Source organism: Terrabacter sp. Root85, from assembly GCF_001429185.1.
Taxonomy (GTDB): Bacteria; Actinomycetota; Actinomycetes; order Actinomycetales; family Dermatophilaceae; genus Terrabacter.
This window is the reverse complement of record NZ_LMIW01000009.1, coordinates 433,491-452,170: the sequence shown is the minus strand read 5'-3', so window position 1 is coordinate 452,170 and position 18,680 is coordinate 433,491. Positions and strand designations below refer to the sequence as shown.

The 18,680-nt window shown below is 68.2% G+C and carries 17 protein-coding genes and 1 tRNA gene; 9 read left to right on the top strand and 9 right to left on the bottom strand.

The window, feature by feature from the left end:
- Window positions 1-18: 18 nt before the first annotated feature.
- From ASE25_RS14315 to ASE25_RS14290, 5 genes are all read right to left on the bottom strand, one after another.
- Window positions 19-1,218, bottom strand: a complete 1,200-nt coding sequence (locus tag ASE25_RS14315) for an IS110 family transposase (RefSeq protein WP_056826218.1) — start codon at window positions 1,216-1,218, stop codon at window positions 19-21.
- A 286-nt stretch (window positions 1,219-1,504) separates the two neighbouring features.
- Complete coding sequence (locus ASE25_RS14310) at window positions 1,505-2,065, bottom strand: DUF4265 domain-containing protein (protein ID WP_082622882.1); 561 nt, start codon at window positions 2,063-2,065, stop codon at window positions 1,505-1,507.
- 919 nt (window positions 2,066-2,984) lie between these two features.
- Complete coding sequence (locus ASE25_RS14300) at window positions 2,985-3,434, bottom strand: hypothetical protein (RefSeq protein WP_157623439.1); 450 nt, start codon at window positions 3,432-3,434, stop codon at window positions 2,985-2,987.
- 410 nt (window positions 3,435-3,844) lie between these two features.
- A tRNA-Ser gene (locus ASE25_RS14295) sits at window positions 3,845-3,931 on the bottom strand.
- 10 nt (window positions 3,932-3,941) lie between these two features.
- Window positions 3,942-4,445, bottom strand: coding sequence for a nucleoside deaminase (locus ASE25_RS14290; RefSeq protein WP_056774190.1), 504 nt, complete (start codon window positions 4,443-4,445; stop codon window positions 3,942-3,944).
- A gap of 17 nt (window positions 4,446-4,462) precedes the next feature.
- Between ASE25_RS14290 and upp the strand changes: the two genes are divergently transcribed.
- Window positions 4,463-5,101: a uracil phosphoribosyltransferase gene (upp, locus tag ASE25_RS14285; RefSeq protein WP_020143911.1), complete on the top strand. Its 639-nt coding sequence runs from the start codon at window positions 4,463-4,465 to the stop codon at window positions 5,099-5,101.
- Window positions 5,102-5,129: 28 nt separating this feature from the next.
- Here upp and ASE25_RS14280 read toward each other — a convergent pair whose 3' ends face one another.
- Window positions 5,130-6,119 carry a small ribosomal subunit Rsm22 family protein gene (locus ASE25_RS14280; RefSeq protein ID WP_056826211.1) on the bottom strand — a complete coding sequence of 330 codons (990 nt, stop codon included), beginning with the start codon at window positions 6,117-6,119 and terminating at the stop codon, window positions 5,130-5,132.
- A gap of 150 nt (window positions 6,120-6,269) precedes the next feature.
- Between ASE25_RS14280 and ASE25_RS23240 the strand changes: the two genes are divergently transcribed.
- From ASE25_RS23240 to ASE25_RS14265, 4 genes are all read left to right on the top strand, one after another.
- Window positions 6,270-6,440, top strand: a complete 171-nt coding sequence (locus ASE25_RS23240) for a hypothetical protein (RefSeq protein ID WP_200959120.1) — start codon at window positions 6,270-6,272, stop codon at window positions 6,438-6,440.
- A gap of 18 nt (window positions 6,441-6,458) precedes the next feature.
- The gene (locus ASE25_RS14275) at window positions 6,459-7,259 is read left to right on the top strand and encodes a PH domain-containing protein (protein WP_056774195.1); all 801 of its coding nucleotides are present in this window, start codon (window positions 6,459-6,461) and stop codon (window positions 7,257-7,259) included.
- A 177-nt stretch (window positions 7,260-7,436) separates the two neighbouring features.
- Window positions 7,437-8,936 carry an APC family permease gene (locus tag ASE25_RS14270; RefSeq protein ID WP_056826209.1) on the top strand — a complete coding sequence of 500 codons (1,500 nt, stop codon included), beginning with the start codon at window positions 7,437-7,439 and terminating at the stop codon, window positions 8,934-8,936.
- Window positions 8,937-9,123: 187 nt separating this feature from the next.
- Complete coding sequence (locus ASE25_RS14265) at window positions 9,124-10,059, top strand: hypothetical protein (RefSeq protein WP_056826207.1); 936 nt, start codon at window positions 9,124-9,126, stop codon at window positions 10,057-10,059.
- Window positions 10,060-10,173: 114 nt separating this feature from the next.
- Here the strand turns inward: ASE25_RS14265 and pntB are convergent, their stop codons facing one another.
- The 3 genes from pntB to ASE25_RS14250 all read right to left on the bottom strand — a co-directional run bounded on the left by pntB (window position 10,174) and on the right by ASE25_RS14250 (window position 14,272).
- On the bottom strand, window positions 10,174-11,562 hold the full coding sequence (gene pntB, locus ASE25_RS14260; protein WP_056774202.1) for a Re/Si-specific NAD(P)(+) transhydrogenase subunit beta: 1,389 nt from the start codon (window positions 11,560-11,562) through the stop codon (window positions 10,174-10,176).
- A 6-nt stretch (window positions 11,563-11,568) separates the two neighbouring features.
- The gene (locus ASE25_RS14255) at window positions 11,569-13,137 is read right to left on the bottom strand and encodes a Re/Si-specific NAD(P)(+) transhydrogenase subunit alpha (protein ID WP_056774205.1); all 1,569 of its coding nucleotides are present in this window, start codon (window positions 13,135-13,137) and stop codon (window positions 11,569-11,571) included.
- A gap of 187 nt (window positions 13,138-13,324) precedes the next feature.
- Window positions 13,325-14,272 carry a helix-turn-helix domain-containing protein gene (locus ASE25_RS14250; protein ID WP_235508688.1) on the bottom strand — a complete coding sequence of 316 codons (948 nt, stop codon included), beginning with the start codon at window positions 14,270-14,272 and terminating at the stop codon, window positions 13,325-13,327.
- A gap of 309 nt (window positions 14,273-14,581) precedes the next feature.
- On the opposite strand from ASE25_RS14250, the gene ASE25_RS14245 reads away from it, so the two are divergent.
- The 4 genes from ASE25_RS14245 (at window position 14,582) to ASE25_RS14230 (ending at window position 18,628) form a co-directional block, all read left to right on the top strand.
- A complete protein-coding gene (locus tag ASE25_RS14245; protein WP_056774211.1) occupies window positions 14,582-15,946 on the top strand; it encodes an ABC transporter substrate-binding protein in 1,365 nt (454 codons plus the stop codon).
- Between the two features lie 110 nt (window positions 15,947-16,056).
- Window positions 16,057-17,007, top strand: a complete 951-nt coding sequence (locus ASE25_RS14240) for a carbohydrate ABC transporter permease (protein WP_056774214.1) — start codon at window positions 16,057-16,059, stop codon at window positions 17,005-17,007.
- Window positions 17,004-17,846: a carbohydrate ABC transporter permease gene (locus ASE25_RS14235; RefSeq protein ID WP_056826203.1), complete on the top strand. Its 843-nt coding sequence runs from the start codon at window positions 17,004-17,006 to the stop codon at window positions 17,844-17,846. Before ASE25_RS14240 ends, ASE25_RS14235 begins: the two co-directional genes overlap by 4 nt.
- Window positions 17,843-18,628 (top strand): SDR family oxidoreductase, encoded by a 786-nt coding sequence (locus ASE25_RS14230; protein ID WP_056774223.1) that lies wholly within the window; start codon window positions 17,843-17,845, stop codon window positions 18,626-18,628. Before ASE25_RS14235 ends, ASE25_RS14230 begins: the two co-directional genes overlap by 4 nt.
- Window positions 18,629-18,680: the final 52 nt, after the last annotated feature.

The following is an 18,680-nucleotide window of genomic DNA, read 5'->3' as shown; positions in this document are numbered from 1 at the left end:
ACATGGCTCCCTTCTGTGTCAAGACGCGGCAGGGAGGTGCGTTCTACGCTGGGTCGTGACGGGTCCGGGAAGTGGCTTGTCCGAAGAGCCGGTGTGGGGTTGTGAGCCGGTCGCGCTGGAGTCAGAGACGTTGCCCCGGTGCCCTCCCGGGCCCGTCACCTGTCGTGTGGCTGTCGTGATCCGACCGGCGACGTAGTCGCCGAGCATGGTCCGGAAGACGAGGTCGGACAGGCGCCGTTTGAGGCAGCGCATCGCTTCCATCGAGCTCTTCCCGGAGGCCTTCTTCCGGTCGAAGTACGCGCGGCCTTCGGTCGGGGTGCGCAGCTGGACTGTGGCCATGATGTGCAGCACCCGGTTGATCTGGCGGTTCCCGCCCCGAGAGAGCCGATGGCGCACGTGATCGCCGGAGGACGCATCGATCGGAGCAGTGCCGGTCCAGGAGGCGAAGTGGTTACGGTCCGGGAACCGAGACAGGTCACCGACCTCGACGAGCAGCCGCGCCGCACCCGACGGGCCGACCCCGTGCAACCCCAGCAGCGAGGTCCCGGTCGCCGCGACGAGCTCCTTCAGCTCCTTGTCCGCGGCCTTCTTCCGCGCGTAGATCCGCTCCAGGTCAGCGACCAGCTCCGCGGCGACCCGCTTGCGGGTCTTCCCGACCGCATCCCGCGGTCGGATGCCGGCCAGGATGGCCTTGGCCTGGGCCGCGGAGAGGTACTTCTTCGCGCCACCAGGCAGCAGTTCCAACAGGATTCGGTGCAGCTGGCTGATCTTGCGGGTGTGCTCGTCCCCGATCGAGCGGCGACGGTCAACGAGCAGCTGCAGCACCTCCAGCTGCGCATCCGTCACGACCGGGCGCAGCCCGGCCATCCTCGTGCCGACGAGCGCGACGGAGTGCGCGTCGGTCGCGTCGGTCTTGCGGCCCTGCCCGGTCGCGAACACCCGAGCCCGAGCGGACAGCTTCGCCGGCACGTCGACCACGACCTGCCCGTCCGCGATCAGCCGGTGCGCGATGTGCCGGCCAATCCCCTCGCACCCCTCGATCGCCCAGACCCGCTCCGGCCACGCCGCGACGTGCTCGAGCATCGCCTGGTAGCCCTCGACGCTCGTGTCGAACCGGCCACCATCGAGGACCGTCTCGTCGGCCGTCATCACCTCGATCGTCACGCTGCGCTTGTGCGGGTCCATGCCGATCACGACCCGCGGAACCTGCTCTTCCATGTGAACCTCCCTCGCCCGGAACCGACTACTGGTTGGGCGTGGAGGGCACCGCTACTTCGAGCAGAGCAATCCCTTCTTGAGCCTCTCCTGCCCGGCGGTGCCCGGGCGGCGCAACCCATGTGAGAGCCACACGACCAGGCGTGGGCAGCCGCGTTTGCGAGCGACGAGCCCGGGCACCTAAACCAGAGCCTGCGCAGGCACCGGTCCTGCCGTCAATGAAACAAGTAGCCGCTCTGAGGACGGCCACGCGCGCGCAGTCACGCCGCGCTGCCGTTGTGGTCACTCCTCACCCTCCAGTGGGCAGACCACCTGACTGGCCGAGCGTGTCAAGTCCCTTGCGATGCCCCTGTGCAACGGCGCTCTCTTCGATTTCGATCTTTCCGGCTTCTTTGAGCTGCATGAGGGCGATTAGGAGCGTGTCATAGGCGACGGCGGGTGGTACGTCGATTGCCCAGAGGATGCCTGAGCCGTCCACCTCCCAGGCGCACTCGAACTTCTTTAGCAGCGACCCGATGCGGTCCAACTCAGTTTTATCCAAGATGATGAGGCGAACTGTTGAGTGCCCAGAAGGCGCGACGAACTCCTCGAACACCAACTCTCGACGCTCGTTATCCGCCCGCACGCGGACGATGTCGCCAAGCGCAATCCCCTTGACGTAGAAGGGGACGTTGCAGACTCGTGACTCCATTCTCACCGGCGTCTTCTCGGTCCATAGACGCTCCGTCGAGGCGCGAGCCCATCTCGCAAGGTTCTCCGGCAGATCGAAAGCAACCTTATAGAGCCGCTCAACATCAGTCGTTCCAGCGCGAGGGTGTTCGTGAGGGTTCGCGACATTGCCTGAGTCCATGGTCCTACTCCTCCAAGCTTTGCGCGGCCTCGCTCGTGCCGCTCTATGGTGCGACGCTCCAACTGACCGGTTACCACAAGAACCATGGCGACCGTCGTGAGCCACAGCCACTAGGCGCCACCTGACACGACCCGCACAAGGCAAGCGTCGAATATGGTCGACCTTCGATTACGAGCGAGGGCGCTCCCTTGATCCGCAGCATGGAGCATGCCATGCATGAGGTCGAACGTCCGCTCATCAAGCGTGAGACGTTTACCGGATTTGCCGCTCGTCGGACGACGTCCGACCATGCCGCTCGTCGGACGACGTCCGACCATGCCGCTCGTCGGACGACGTCCGACCCAGTCGCGAAGACCCGGGCTCGCGCGGACAGCTTCGCCGGCACGTCCACGACGTCCTGCCCGTCGGCGAGCAGTCGGTGGGCGACGTGCCGGCCGATGCCCTCGCAGCCCTCGATGGCCCACACCCGCTCCGGCCACCCCCCGACGTGCTCCAGCATCGCCGCGTAGCCCTCGACCGTGGTGTCGAACCGGCCGCCTCCGACGACGGTTTCGTCGGCGTCATCACCTCGATCGTCACCGTGCGTTTGTGCGGGTCCATCCCGATCACGACCCGCGGGACCTGCTCTTCCATGACGCCTCCCTTGCCTCGACCCGATTCGTGGAGGGCACCGCTACTTCGAGCAGAGCAATCCCTTCTTGAGCCTCTCCTGCCCGGCGGTGCCCGGGCGGCGCAACCCATGTGAGAGCCACACGACAAGGCGTGGGCAGCCGCTTTTGCGAGCGACGAACCCGGGCACCTGAACCGAGCCTGCGCAGGCACCGGTCCTACGTCAATGAAACAAGTAGCCGCTCTGAGGGCGGCTACGATCGCCCGACCATGCCGCTGATCGGTGGTGCCGAATAGCGGACGCTTCGCTTCAGTCGCGGGTCGGCTTCCAGCGCACCCCAGCGTCATCGACGCACACGGCGGTGTTGGCGGCCTCGCCACCAAGACAGGTTCCGTCTACCAGCGACCGCTGGCCGACTGGCTCGTCCAAGTCCACGCTGACGCTGACACTGTCGTTGCCTTGACAGTTGTAACCGACGCCTTGTGGGAGCGGCGCTACGGAGGCCGTGATGATCACCCGGGCTGCCTCAAATCGGACCTCGGGTTCCAGCACCGTCCCGGTCTTCCCGCTTGCGCAATCGAGGCGCGTCACGCTCAGTTCGATGTGGGTCGAGTCCTGTGTAAGTGCTTCCCCGTTCATCGGCGTCCAGGTCGCAGCCTCTCCCGGGCCACCGGTGCTGCAGCCAGCCAGCGCCAGCGCGCCAACCAGCGCTATGGCACGACCGATCGGAGGCGTACGTACTCGTCCGCGGGGCTTCACGATTGGCACCCTGTCACAACGCGTACCCGAACAGCGCTGACACGTCCGACTTTGCCGCAGATCGCATGATGCCCGACCATGCTCAGGCCCGTCCGCCCGAACTGACCGGGCATGACCACTACACACAGGGCCCATCCCGTTTCGCCGGCCGCCCCCAAGTGCGGGCGGCCCCGGACGTACGGTCGCGGACGAACAGTCGCGGACGCCAGCGAACAGCGCCAAGCCCGCTTTCGGCGCGTGTTCCTCACCGCAGTCCACGTGGAAACGGACGCCAGTGAACGAAGTTGAACCCCCGCGAACAGACTGTCAGCGGTCTTCGCAGGCCCACGTGAGACCGCAAGTGAGACCAAGCCTGAGAAACGCCGGCCCGCACCGAAGAGGCTTGGGCCGACGTTTCCGCAGGTCAGCGGCGGTGGCGGTGGGATTTGAACCCACGGTGGAGTTACCCCCACACACGCTTTCGAGGCGTGCTCCTTAGGCCGCTCGGACACGCCACCGGGAGAGACCTTACCCGAGCCTCCGGCCCTCGAAGAAATCGACGAGCAGGGCCGCCGACTCCTCCGCTCGGACGCCCCCGACGACGTCCACGACGTGCGTCGCGAGCGGGTCCCGCGTCAGGTCCCAGACCGATCCGCACGCTCCCGCCTTGGGGTCCCAGGCACCGAAGACGACCCGCTCGACCCGCGCCGCCATCGCCGCGCCGGCACACATGACGCACGGCTCGAGCGTCACGACGAGCGTGCACCCGTCCAGCCGCCACGAGCCGAGCGCCTGCGCCGCCTCACGCAGCGCGACGACCTCGGCGTGGCCCGTCGGGTCACCCAGCTCCTCGCGCACGTTGCGACCACGCCCCACGACATCACCCGCGACGTCGACGACGAGCGCGCCGACGGGCACGTCCTGCGAGCCGACGGTCGCGGCTGCGAGGTCGAGCGCCTGGCCGACCCAGGCGGCATACGTCTCCGGGGCCGGGACGGAGCTCTTGCCGGGGGTCTCGGATCTCTTCGCCACGCGATAAGTTTCCACCCATGGACGTCCATGTCGCAGACCACCCGCTCATCGCCCACAAGCTGACCTACCTGCGCGACAAGCGGACCGACAGCCCGACCTTCCGGCGCCTCGCCGAGGAGCTCGTCACCCTGCTCGCCTACGAGGCCACGCGCGACGTCCGTGTCGAGCCGTTCGAGATCGAGACGCCGGTCGCGCCGACCACCGGCATCAAGCTCTCCAACCCCAAGCCGATCATCGTCCCGATCCTGCGCGCGGGGCTCGGCATGCTCGACGGCATGGTCAAGCTGCTCCCGAGCGCCGAGGTCGGATTCCTCGGCATGATCCGCAACGAGGAGACCCTCGAGGTCTCGACCTACGCGAACCGCCTGCCCGACGACCTCACCGGACGCCAGGTCTTCATCCTCGACCCGATGCTCGCCACCGGCGGCACGCTCGTCATGGCGATCGACTACCTCACGGCCAAGGGCGCCCGCGACATCACCGCCGTCTGCCTGCTCGCCGCGCCCGAGGGCATCCAGCACCTCGAGGACGAGCTCGCCGACAGCGACATCCCCGTCAAGGTCGTGCTCGGCACCATCGACGAGAAGCTCAACGAGAAGGGCTACATCGTGCCCGGGCTCGGTGACGCCGGCGACCGCCTCTACGGCGTCGTCTGAGCCGACACCCCTTGCGTATGCCGCCCGGTCAGGGCAGCGCGTCGCCCCACTCGGCGTCGCGCGCCCTGCGGTAGCGCTCCCCCGACTTCTTGGAGACGACCTCGCGACCCGCGGTCCCGTCGGGCCGGCAGACCTGGAACTCGACGAGTCCCTTGCGCTTCAACGGGTGTCGGAGGATGCGCCCCGAGATCTCCTCTGGGGTCGGAGGTTCCAGCACGCCGGGAGCGGCGGCCGCGACCCACGAGAACTTCTCGTCCTCGTAGGACAGCTCCGCCCCCTTGAGCCGACGATGCTCCGCGGACCGGCTCACCCGAGCCGCGAAGTGGCACCAGTCCCCTGGTGCGAGAGGGCATTCCATCGAATGCGGACACGGCCCGAGCAGGGTCCACCCGGCCGCGAGCAGGGCGGCTCGGACGCGGAGCACCCGGGCGTAGCCGTCGGGCGTCCCCGGCTCGGCGACGACGACGGCGCGGCCGCGGCGCATCGCCTCGGCGACGAGCCCGTCCTGCTGGGTCTCGTCGAGCTCGCTCAACACGTACGACACCGTCACGAGATCGGCGTCGAGCTCGGGCCAGGCGCCGGCGACACCGCGCCGGAACGTCGCGCCCGTCAGCGCGGGCGACGTCGCGTCGGCGACGAGGTCACGGCCGAGGGCCAGGGCGTCCTCCACCTGGTCGAGCACCGTGACCGACTCGAGCGAGTCGAAGGCGCCCGCGGCAGCCCACGCCGCCGCGCCCGTGCCGCCACCGAGGTCGAGCATCGAGCGCGGCGCCAGACCGCGGACGGCGAGGTCGACCATGACCCGCGACAGCGCCGCGTGCGTCGCCGGCATCCGGTAGGCGGCATACGCGGCCACGTGCACCCGCGAGGCGAGGATCGGCGCCGACGCAGGGGCGACCGACCGGTAGCGCGACACGAGCGCCTCGGTCGCCCGGGTCAGCTCGCGTCCGTCGACCCCACGCGCGGCGCGGCTCAGAGCGGCGCGCAGCTCGGCGGCATACGCTGGCGTTCGCGACACTCGTGGAGGATAGCGGCGACGTGGAGGTCAAGCCGACACGCGGGCGCCGGTGCCGCACCCCACCAGTCACGTACGGCACACTGGTCCCACCCCTGTGCCGTGGGGCTGTCAGGGCAGCGCCAGCACCTTCCCTCCAAGGAGCGACACACCATGGGCCCCAAGGCCAAGAAGATCATCCTGATCATCGTGCTCGCGTTCTTCGTCTACGCCGTGTTCACGTCCCCCGACAAGGCTGCCGACATCGTCAGCAACATCTGGGGCGTCCTCGTCGACGGCTTCAACGCGATCCTCAGGTTCTTCAACTCCTTGCTCAACCGCTGAAGCGAGCACACTGAGCTCATGGCCTTGATGCGGAGCACGGAGGTGCCGGCGGGACTGGCGCCGATCCTGCTCCCGGGCGAGCGACTCGTCACCGCGGTGCGTGCGCACTGGGGCAAGCTCGCCGAGCCTGTCGTGACGATGCTCCTGGGACTCACCGCTGCCGTGTGGGTCGACTCCAACGTCACCAAGGCCACGCAGGCCGTCGGCACCATCTTCTGGTGGCTCTTCTTCGTGCTGCTCGCCCGCCTCCTGTGGTGCCTGCTCGACTGGAGCCACAACTGGTTCGTGGCCACCGACAAGCGGCTGCTGCTGCGCTACGGTCTCATCTCCCACAAGGTCGCGATGATGCCGTTGCTCAAGGTCACCGACATGAGCTATGTCCGCTCCATCCCCGGCCAGTTCCTCGGCTACGGCAAGTTCGTCCTCGAGAGCGCGGGCCAGGACCAGGCCCTCCGCGAGGTCAAGTGGGTGCCCAACCCCGACCAGACCTACCGCGACATCTGCGCCGAGATCTTCCACATCGTCCCGCCACCCGGCGACGAGGACTTCGAGGAGATCGACGACGAGTTCCCTGACGACACAGGGCAGCCCGGCGGTCAGATACCGCCCGTGAGCCCGATCGCCCCAGGTGGCGGCACGGCATATCCCGACGTCCACCGCACCCACAACCCGATCCAGGACCGTCTCGACTCCTACTCGCGGGCCGTCCCGATCCAGCGGCCGTCCGGCGAGAGCGAGACCGTCTACGAGAGCGACGACCGCAAGCGTCGCCGGCGCGGCGCTGACACCGGCCCGATCTGGCCGCGCTCCGACGACTGAGCAGCTCCAGCAAGATCGTCCTCCGAGTGAGCGGAATCCGGTCGGGGCGGGTACCACTGGGTAGTCGCGGCATCCCCCGCGGCGCGCGGCCAACGACGCCCGGGCAGGACTCGCAGGCGGTCGCGCTCCCCGCTAGTTTGTGATGATCCGCCCGTCACCGACCGCTCGGAGGTCAGCATGAGCGTGTTCCGCACCAAGTCGGTCGAGGCCTCGATGGCCTCGTCCGAAGAGGCCGACCACAAGCTGAAGAGGACACTCAGCGCCCTTGACCTCACGGTCTTCGGCATCGGTGTCATCATCGGCGCCGGCATCTTCACGCTGACCGGCAGAGCCGCCAAGGACTACGCCGGTCCGTCCATCGCACTGTCGTTCGTCATCGGTGCGATCGTCTGCGGCCTCGCCGCTCTCTGCTACGCCGAGTTCGCGTCGACGGTTCCCGTCTCCGGTTCGGCCTACACCTTCTCCTACGCGACGCTCGGCGAGCTCGTCGCGTGGATCATCGGCTGGGACCTGCTTCTCGAGCTCATGCTCGGGGCGAGCGTCGTCGCCCAGGGGTGGTCGCAGTACTTCGTGACCTTCCTGGAGCAGCTGGGAGTGACCTGGCCAGAATCGGTCGGGCCGGGGTCGCATTTCGATCTGCCGGCCTTCCTGCTCATCGCCGGCCTGACGCTGCTCATCGCCTGGGGCATCAAGGAGTCGCTGCGCGTCAACCTCGTGCTCGTCGGCGTCAAGCTCTTCATCGTGCTCTTCGTCATCTTCGCGGGCATCCAGTTCATCAACCGCGACAACTGGTCGCCGTTCATCCCGCCGTCCCAGCCGGGCAAGGCCGCAGAGGGCCTGACGACGCCGCTGCTCCAGGTCATCACCGGCATGACTCCCGCGACGTACGGCGTCATGGGCATCATGGCCGGCGCCGCCATCGTCTTCTTCGCCTACATCGGCTTCGACGTCGTCGCGACGACGGCCGAAGAGGCCAAGAACCCGCAGCGTGACCTGCCCCGTGGCATCCTCGGCTCGCTCGCCATCTGCACCCTGCTCTACGTCGCCGTCACGCTCGTCATCACCGGCATGCAGAACTACAAGGACATCGACCCCGATGCGGCGCTCGCCACGGCGTTCAAGTCCGTGGGCAAGGAAGGCTACGCCACGCTCATCTCGGCCGGCGCCGTCGCCGGCCTCACCACAGTGGTCATGACCCTCATCATCGGCGCGACCCGCGTCACGTTCGCGATGAGCCGTGACCGCCTGATCCCGGCCGGACTGGGCCGGACCAACCCGCGCACGAGCACCCCGGTCAGGCTCACGCTCATCATCGGCACCGTCGTCGCCCTCATCGCCTCGCTGACCCCCATCGGCAAGCTCGAGGAGATGGTCAACATCGGCACGTTGACCGCCTTCATGCTCGTCTCGCTCGCCGTCCCGATCCTGCGCAAGCGGCGCCCCGACCTCAAGCGCTCGTTCAAGGTGCCCGGCAACCCGGTGGTGCCGTGGCTGTCCGCGGCCGCCTGCTTCTACCTCGTGCTCAACCTCTCGGTCGAGACGTGGATCCGGTTCGTCATCTGGATGCTGCTGGGCTTCCTCATCTACTTCCTCTACTCCCGCCACCACAGCAAGCTGGCAACGGGCGAGGAGGAGGAAGGCCGCCGAGCAGCCCCCGAGGTCCTCAGCGAACGCTGACCTCGCCCCACCTCGGCCCCACCTCGGCCCCACCTCGCCCCACCTCTCCCACCGAACGCGGCGTTCGGTCTCGAACTCACTGTTAGAACAGAGCTTTCGAGACCGAACGCCGCGTTCGGTCTGTGGGGGGGTGAGTTGTCCACAGGCCCTTGGCAGGCAGATCGCGTATGCCGCCACGATGGGCCCCATGAACCTGCACCATCTCGCTCCTTCCGGGGTCTTCTCCGCCGCAGCAGCGCGCATGAGCGGGATCAGCGGCGCTCTGCTGCGGAGTCTGGTCGCGCGCGGCGAGTGCCACCCGCTCCATCGAGGCTGGTACTCCGTGCAGCGGCCGACCAGCGACAAGCACCGCCACCGGCTGCGTGTGACGGCCCTGCTCGAGGAGTACGCGGGTCTGGTGATGGCCTCCCACGCCTCGGCTGTGGCGGTGCTGGACCTGCCGGACGAGGGCATCGACTGGGGGACGGTGCACCTCATGTGGCGAGACCCCGAACGCCCCTTTCGTGCCTTCAGCCGCGTCCACATCCACGAGCTCGTCGAGCACCCGCGACTGCATCACCGAGGCCAAACGGTCGACCTCGGCCTGGCTGCCGTCCAGGTCGGGCTGCACAGCCAGATCGGCATGCTGGTCGTCGCCGACCACTGTCTGCGCAAGGGGTTGACGACGAGCGAGTCCCTCACTGCGGCGGCTCGGAGCCTACGCGGCCACCGCGGTGTCACACGTGCCAAGGCGGCCGTCTCGTGGTGCGACTCGAGACACGAGTCGCCGGGCGAGACGCTGACCGCCCACGTGCTTCGAGGGCTGGGCTATGCCTTCACTCCCCAGCTCGAGATCGCCCGGCGCGAGCACCCCGGACGGTCCTTCTACGCCGACTTCCACCTCGATGGCACCAACGTCCTGGTCGAGTTCGACGGGAAGGTGAAGTACGACCCCGAGACGAATCCTGACGCCGCGAGAGCCAACTTCGACGAGAAGCTCCGAGAGGACGAGCTGCGCCGTCTCGGGTTCGTCGTCGTCCGCCTCACCCGGGCGGACCTGGCGCGCCCCGCCCTCGTGAGGACCCGCATCGAGGCCGCGATCCGCGACTCCCGACCCGCCCGGCCCGATCTCCCCCTGGCCTGAGCCCGTCTCCTCTGAGCTCCCTCCCTGTGACCGAACGCAGCGTTCGGTCACGAATTCGCTGTTAGAGCACTGAGTTCGCGACCGAACGCTGCGTTCGGTGGGGAAGGGGATGGGTCAGAGGGCCTTGATGATGTCTTCGACGCGTTCCTTGGCGTCGCCGAAGAGCATCGCCGAGTTGTCGCGGAAGAAGAGCGGGTTCTGGACTCCGGCGTAGCCGGCGTTCATCGAGCGCTTGAAGACGACGACGTCCTTGGCGTTCCACACCTGCAGGACCGGCATCCCGGCGATCGGTGACGTGGGGTCCTCGGCGGCCGCCGGGTTGACGGTGTCGTTGGCGCCGATGACGAGCACGACGTCGGTGTCCGGGAAGTCGTCGTTGACCTCGTCCATCTCGAGGACGATGTCGTACGGCACGCGAGCCTCGGCGAGCAGCACGTTCATGTGGCCGGGCAGGCGGCCGGCCACCGGGTGGATGCCGAACCGGACGTCCACGCCGCGCTCCCGGAGCTTGGCCGTCAGCTCGGCGACGGGGTACTGCGCCTGTGCGACCGCCATGCCGTAGCCGGGCGTGATGACGACCGACGACGCGTTCTTGAGCAGGTCGGCGACTTCTGATGCGTTCGTCTCACGGTGGTCCCCGTAGTCGACGTCAGAGTCGAAGACCGCCCCGTCGGAGCCGAACCCGCCGGCGATGACCGAGACGAACGACCGGTTCATGGCCTTGCACATGATGTACGAGAGGTAGGCACCCGACGAGCCGACGAGCGCACCGGTGACGATGAGCAGGTCGTTGCCGAGCATGAACCCCGCGGCGGCGGCGGCCCAGCCCGAGTAGCTGTTGAGCATCGACACGACGACGGGCATGTCACCGCCGCCGATGGAGGCGACGAGGTGCCAGCCGAACGCGAGCGCGATCGCCGTCATGACGAGGAGCGGCACGATCGAGTGGGCCGCCACGAACCACACGAGCAGCCCGGCGGACACGACGAGCGCGGCGAGGTTGAGCCAGTGGCGTGCCGGCAGCATCAGCGGCTTGCTCGAGATGCGCGCCGACAGCTTGAGGAACGCGACGATCGATCCGGTGAACGTCACGGCTCCGATGAAGACGCCGAGGAAGATCTCGACGAGATGGACGGCCTCACCCTCGACCCCGACGAGGTCGGACGTCGCGACGAACGTGTTGATGCCGACGAGAACCGCCGCGGCCCCGACGAACGAGTGCAGCATCGCGATGAGCTCGGGCATGCCGGTCATCTCGACCTTGCGCGCCCGGGCGATCCCGATCGCGGCACCGATGACCATGGCGACGGCGATGAGCAGCCAGGCCGACCACGCGGCATCGCGCAGGGAGAGCCAGAGCGTCGCGACGAGGGCGATGCCCATGCCGACCATGCCGAGGACGTTGCCGTCACGGGCGGTCTCGTGCTTCGAGAGGCCGGCTAGCGACATGATGAAGAGCAGCGCCGCGACGATGTATGCCGCCTGGATGAGTGCGGTGTCCATGTGCGGTCAGCCCTTCCGGAACATCGTCAGCATGCGGCGGGTCACGGTGAAGCCACCGAAGATGTTGATGCTGGCCAGGAGCGCAGCCACGAAGCCCAGCACCATGATCACGACACCCTTCGTGCCGCCCACCGACCCGGCCGAGCCGAGCTGGAGCAGCGCGCCGACGACGATGATGCCGCTGATCGCGTTGGTGACGGACATCAGAGGCGTGTGCAGGGCGTGGTGGACGTTGCCGATGACGTAGTAGCCGATGACGACGGCGAGCGCGAAGACGGTGAAGTGCCCGAGGAAGCTCGGCGGCGAGACGGCGGCCACCGCCCCGAAGACGACGGCTCCGATCGCCATCCCGGCGTACCTGCGGCGTGGGTCCTTCGGTGGCTCAGGCTCTTTCACGACCTTCGTCCCGGACGCCGTCTGGGCCACCGGGGCTGCTGCGCTCACCTGGATCGCGGGCGGCGGCCACAGCAGCTCACCGTCGCGGGCCACCGTCATGTTGCGCTGCACGACGTCGTCGAAGTCGAGGACGAGCTCGCCGTCCTTGCCCGGCGTCAGCAGCTTCATGAGGTTGACGAGGTTCGTGCCGTAGAGCTGGGAGGCCTGCGTGGGCAGCCGGGCCGCGAGGTCGGTGTAACCGATGATCGTCACCCCGTTGTCGGTGACGACCATCTCGTCGGCGACGGCGCCCTCGACGTTGCCGCCGTTGGCTGCGGCCATGTCGACGATGACCGAGCCGGGCTTCATCGACGCCACCATCTCGCCGGTGATGAGCCGCGGCGCCGGGCGTCCGGGGATGAGCGCCGTCGTGACGATGATGTCGACGTCGGGCGCCTGGGCGGCATACAGCTCAGCGGCCCGTCGGTTGTACTCCTCGCCCATCTCCTTGGCGTAGCCGTCGCTCGACGCGGCAGCGGCGTCGACCTCGGGCATCTGGACGGCGAGGAAGTCGGCGCCCATCGACTCGACCTGCTCGGCCACCTCGGCGCGGGCGTCGGTCGCGCGGACGATCGCCCCGAGCGAGCGGGCCGTGCCGATCGCGGCGAGGCCCGCCACGCCGGCCCCAGCGACGAGCACCTTGGCGGGCGGCACCTTGCCGGCCGCCGTGACCTGCCCGGTGAAGAAGGAGCCGAACTCGTGGGCGGCCTCGACGACGGCGCGGTAGCCGGCGATGTTGGCCATCGACGACAGGACGTCGAGCGACTGGGCCCGGCTGATGCGCGGCACCGCGTCCATCGCCATGGCGGTGACGCCCGCGGCGCGCAGCCTCTCGACGAGGTCGGGGCTGATGGCCGGCGCCATGAGCGAGACGAGGACGGTACCGGGGCGGAGCCGCGCGATGTCCTCGTCCGAGGGCGCGTTGACCTGGTGGACGATCGGCGAGCCCCACGCCTCCTCGGCCGTGACGACGCGAGCGCCGGCGGCGGCATACGCCTCGTCGGAGAAGCTCGCCCGCTCCCCCGCCCCGCTCTCGACGGCGACGTCGTAACCGAGTCCGACGAGCTGTTCGACGGTCTTGGGCGTCGCGGCGACACGTGTCTCGCGGGCACGGGTCTCACGGGGGACACCGATCTGCACGCTGGGCTCCTTCGCGCGGAGGGCTGGTGGGCACTGGTTCACGAACCTAGAGCACGACCCACGGGTAGCGGCAGGTCTGCCGGGCACGTCACACAAATGACACGCGACCGGACCCGAACGTCTCTGATCGTGGGCAGACAGAGGGTCGGCGAGGCTGCCCCGGTGAGCTCGACGTGAACCCGGACGGTCAGTGCGACGGCGCCCGACGACCGAGGCTGAACACCTCGGGCGGCGGCTTCTGGTCGGACTCGAGCCGTCGGTAGGCGCTCGGCGTGGTCCCCACCTCCGCGAGGAACTGCCGGTTGAAGTTGGCCATGTTGTGGTAGCCGCTCATCTCGGCGACCTGGGCCACGGAGTGGTCGGTCGTGTCGAGCAGGCGTCGGGAGTAGGCGATCCGCAGCTTCTTGACCATGCTCGAGAAGGTCATGCCGGTCGCGGACTTGAAGTACTTCGAGAACGTCGGCTCCGACATGTACGCGAGGCGTGCGGCCGTCGACAGCCGGATGTCGCCCGTCAGGTTGTCGGAGATGTAGCTGAGCCCCGCCTCGCCGGCGTCGCGCGACGCCGCGTCGGTCGGTCGGCCCATCCACTCGCTCGCCACGAGGTCGTACTCCTCGGGCGGGGCGTGCGCGAAGAGCGCGAGGAGCTTGAAGAGGTGGCCGAGCTGCTCGACGCCCTGGCTGTGCACGCAGGCGAGGATCGTCTCGGCGGCCCGCCAGGCCGTGGCACCGGAGAAGACGATCCCGCGGGTCGAGCGCTGGAGCACCTCCGTCACCTCGGCCAGCTCCGGCAGGTGCTCCATCGCCGCGTGGATCCACTCGTCGCTGAACTGGATGACCGCGTCGCGGTCGACCGCCACCTGCCCCTCCGCGAGGTCGCTGACCCAGTCGTGCGGCAGGTTCGGGCCGATCAGGCTGACGTGACCCGGCGCGAAGGTGCCGATGTGGTCGCCGGCGATGAAGCTGCCACGCGTCTTGGTGATGAGGTGGATCTCGTACTCGGGATGGAAGCCCCAGCCGCAGATCTCGCTCGGGAAGTCGTGCGTCAGCACCCGTGCCGAGGCCTGCGGGTGGTGCGGGATGTACTCCCGCCGGACCGGCTGCCCCAGGATCGGGCCCGACGGTACGGAACGCATCGACTCGACGTCGGTCGTGCGGGAAGCGCCATCCGAAGACTGGCCGGATCGATACGAAATCTTCGTCTCCTTCGCCGCGCTGGACAGCACCGTCGCCGTCCCGTGCGGGGCTGCGACCGATTCGTCACCTGCAGCTCCCACCCGTACGCAAAATCGTATCAACGACAGGGGGCTCATGGTGCTTGTTGCCCCGACTCGCGCGTCGTTACCGTTCCGGCAAGTTCCCGTCAAGAAACGAAGCGGAGATCGCCGCAGGGCCAGGTGGAACCGGCCGACGGAAACGAGGAATGCCTACCAAAGGAGTTAGGAATGCTTGCGAACAAGCGCATGCTCGCGCTGGGGACGGGCGCGGTGGCGGTCGCCATGACGGTGGCTGCCTGTTCGTCCGGGGCAGTGCAGTCCGGCAACGGGTCCACGGGCGCCGCCGGAGGCGCCGTCACCCTCAAGGTGGCCACCGTGAACAACGGCCAGATGAAGGACATGGAGAAGCTCAAGTCCGAGTACGAGAAGGCGAACCCCGGCGTCACGGTCAACTTCCAGGTCATGGAGGAGGGCGACCTCCGCGCCGCCGTGACGGCGGACGTCGCGAGCGGCGCCGGCCAGTACGACATCGTCACCATCGGCGCCTACGAGACGCCGCAGTGGGGCGCCAACGGTTGGCTCGTCGACCTCACCCCGGAGCTCCAGTCCGACTCGTCGTACGACGTCAATGACCTGCTTCCCCCGGTCCGCGACGTCAACACCTTCGACAACAAGCTCTTCGCCGTCCCGTTCTACGGGGAGTCCTCGATCCTCATGTACAACAAGGAGGTCATGGACAAGGCCGGGGTCACGATCCCGCAGAACCCCACGTGGCAGCAGGTCGCGGACGCGGCCAAGAAGGTCAACACCGCCGACATGGCCGGGATCTGCATGCGCGGCAAGCCCGGCTGGGGAGACCTCTTCGCCCCGCTGACCACCGTCGTGCAGACCTTCGGGGGCAACTGGTACGACAGCAGCTGGAAGGCCACCGTCGACACCCCGGAGTGGAAGCAGGCGGTCAGCTTCTACAAGACCATGCTCGACCAGTCCGGCGAGAAGGACCCCGTCTCCTACAGCTTCAACGAGTGCCTCACGGCCCTCAAGGAGGGAAAGGCCGCGATGTGGGCCGACGCCTCCGTCGCCGCGTCGATGCTCGAGGCGGCCGACTCACCCGTCAAGGGCAAGATGGGCTACGCGCACATGCCGGTCGACAAGACCAAGGAGTCCGGCTGGCTCTGGAGCTGGAACCTTGCGATCCCGACGTCGACCAAGCAGAAGGACGCGGCGGTCAAGTTCGTCAAGTGGGCCACGAGCAAGGACTACATCAAGCTCGTCGGCACGAAGATCGGCTGGTCCAACGTCCCGCCGGGCTCGCGGACCTCGACGTACGACATCCCCGAGTACAAGGACGCGGCCAAGGCGTACGCACCCATCACGCTCGACGTCATGAGCTCGGTCAACCCGAAGCAGCCGGGCGTCAACCCGCAGGGCTGGGTCGGCATCCAGTACGTCTCGATCCCCGAGTTCCAGGACGTCGGCAACCAGTGCGCCCAGCTCGTCGCGGACTACCTGGCGAACCGCGGCACGATCGACGACGCGCTCAGCAAGTGCCAGTCCATCGCCCAGGCTGCGGGCGACAAGCACAAGAAGTGACCTCCTGTTGACGAACAGGTGACACGTGGTGCCGGGCCCGGCACGCCCCGGGCCCGGCACCACACCCCCTCCAACCCGCAGTCGCACGAGCCGCACAAGGGAGTGCCGACATGACGACGACCACCACCACGCAACCATCCGAGCTCGAGGACGTCCGGGCCAGCACCGCGACCGACAAGCGGCGCGTGCAGCGGACGGAGCTCTGGCGCAACCGGGGACTGCTGCTCCCGGCCGTCATCTTCCTCATCCTGCTGACGCAGATCCCGTTCCTGACCACCATCGGGTTCTCACTGACGAAGTGGAACCTGCTCTACCCCAACGACCGTGCGTTCGCCGGGTTCGACAACTACACGAGCGCACTCACCTCGGGCGACCTGTGGCCCTCGATCCGCGCCACGGTGCTCATCACGGCCTTCTCGGTCACCCTGGCGGTCCTCTTCGGCCTGCTCTTCGCCGTCCTGCTCGACCGCCCGTTCCGCGGTCGCGCCCTCGCCCGGACCCTGATGATCACGCCCTTCCTCATCATGCCGGCGGCGGCCTCGCTCATCTGGAAGTACTCGATGTTCGACACCAACATCGGGATGCTCAACTGGGTCTTCCGGACCCTGCACCTGCCGGTCGTCGCCTGGAGCACCGAGCACCCGATGGCCACGGTGGTCATCGTGCTGACGTGGCAGTTCACGCCGTTCATGATGCTCATCCTGCTGGCCGGTCTCCAGGGCCAGGACAAGGGCATCCTCGAAGCCGCCCAGGTCGACGGGGCCGGCACCTGGCGGACCTTCACCTGGATCACGCTGCCCCACCTACGGATGTACATCGAGATCGGGGTGCTCCTCGGCTCGGTCATCATCCTGCAGGTCTTCGACCCGATCGCGATCCTCACCAAGGGGACCGGCGGCACGAAGACCCTCGCCTATCTCCTCTACGAGCGGGCCTTCATCGGGCTCGACGTCGGGCAGGCAGCGGCATACGGCGTCGTGACCGTCGTCCTCACGATCATCGTCGCGACCATCGCTCTCAAGAGCGTCTTCAAGGTCTTCATGGCAGGAGGAAGCCGATGAACGGCTCAGGCAGCACCACGAGGTCGAAGACATCGGCCCGAGGAGCCCTCACGACGCTCGTCACGTGGATCCTCGTGCTCATCTTCTTCTTCCCCGTCTTCTGGATGGTCCTCAACGGGTTCAAGCCGGAGTCGCTCGCGTCGTCCGTCAACCCGACGTTCATCTTCAAACCCGTCACGGAGGGCTACCAGCTCGCGATGGACCGCGGGATGGCCGGCTACCTCCAGAACTCGCTGACCGCCGCTGTCATCGCGACGATCATCTCGGTGGTGCTCGCGATCCCCGCCGCGTACGCCCTGTCGATCCGGCGGGTCAAGAACGTCGAGAACTCGCTCTCGTTCTTCATCTCGACCCGGTTCATGCCGCTCGCCGCGATCGTGCTGCCGCTCTTCATGATCTTCAAGACCGTCGGGCTGCTCGACAACATCTACATGCTCGCCATCGTCTACGGCGCCATGAACCTGCCCGTGACGGTGTGGATGATGCGCTCGTTCTTCCTCGAGGTGCCCTACGAGATCATCGAGGCGGCCCGGGTCGACGGGGCCGGCATGTTCCGTGAGATCGTGCGGATCGTCCTGCCGCTCGTCCTCCCCGGGGTCGCGGCCGCAGCGCTCATCAGCTTCATCTTCGCGTGGAACGAGTACTTCCTCGCCCTGCTGCTGACGAGCTCGGCCGCCCGCACGACGCCGCCCTTCCTCGGCAGCTTCGTCGACGGCCGAGGACAGTTCCTCGCCGTCCTGTCCGCCGCAGCGACCATCGCGGCGCTCCCCGTCATCATCGCGGGCTGGGCGGCCCAGAAGCAGCTCGTCCGCGGCCTGTCGATGGGGGCGATCAAGTGACCGGCACCAGCACCACGCCCGGTCCCGTCACGCTCCCCGCGGTCGACCGTGGACGGAGCCTCGAGGACTCGGTCGTCGTCGTCACCGGTGCCGGCGGTGGCATCGGTGGCGCGATCGCCCGGATCGTCCTCGAAGCGGGCGGTCGCGTCGTCGCCGGTGACCTCCGGCCCGAGGCCCTCAGCTCGCTCCGCGACGCCTGGGGCGAGGAGCGGCTGGCCGTCGGCCTCGGCGACGTCCGGGACGAGAGCACCGCCGACGCGCTCGTCGCCGCGGGAGTCCAGGCCTTCGGTCGGGTCGACTCCGTCGTCGCCAACGCCGCCGTCGGCTTCTACGGCGGGATCCTCGACTACTCGGCCGAGCAGGCCTCGCTCATGGTCGACGTCAACGTCAAGGGCACCGTGTGGCTGGCGCGGGCGGCCGTGCGCCAGTTCCGCGCCCAGGGCGGAGGTGGTGACATCGTCATCATCGGCTCGGTCGCCGGACTCCTCATCGGGGGCGGCAAGGAGGCGGTCTACTCCGCCACCAAGGCTGCGCAGATCAACCTCGGCTACGCCCTCGACCGCGAGCTGCGCTCGGAGGGGATCCGCACGACGACCATCGCACCGGCCGGCGTCAACACCCCCTTCGCCGCCGCCGACGGACGCTTCGGCGACCGCGACCCGTCCGAGGGCGACTTCATGGAACCGGAGGACATCGCCCAGGCCGTCGTCTACACCCTCCGGCAGCCACGACGGATGCGCACCGAGCTGTGGACGATGTGGAGCCTGTCCGAGACGCACTGACGACCGTCAGCCGCGCGTCGAGGACGACCGGCTCCCCCCGTGTCCGGCCACC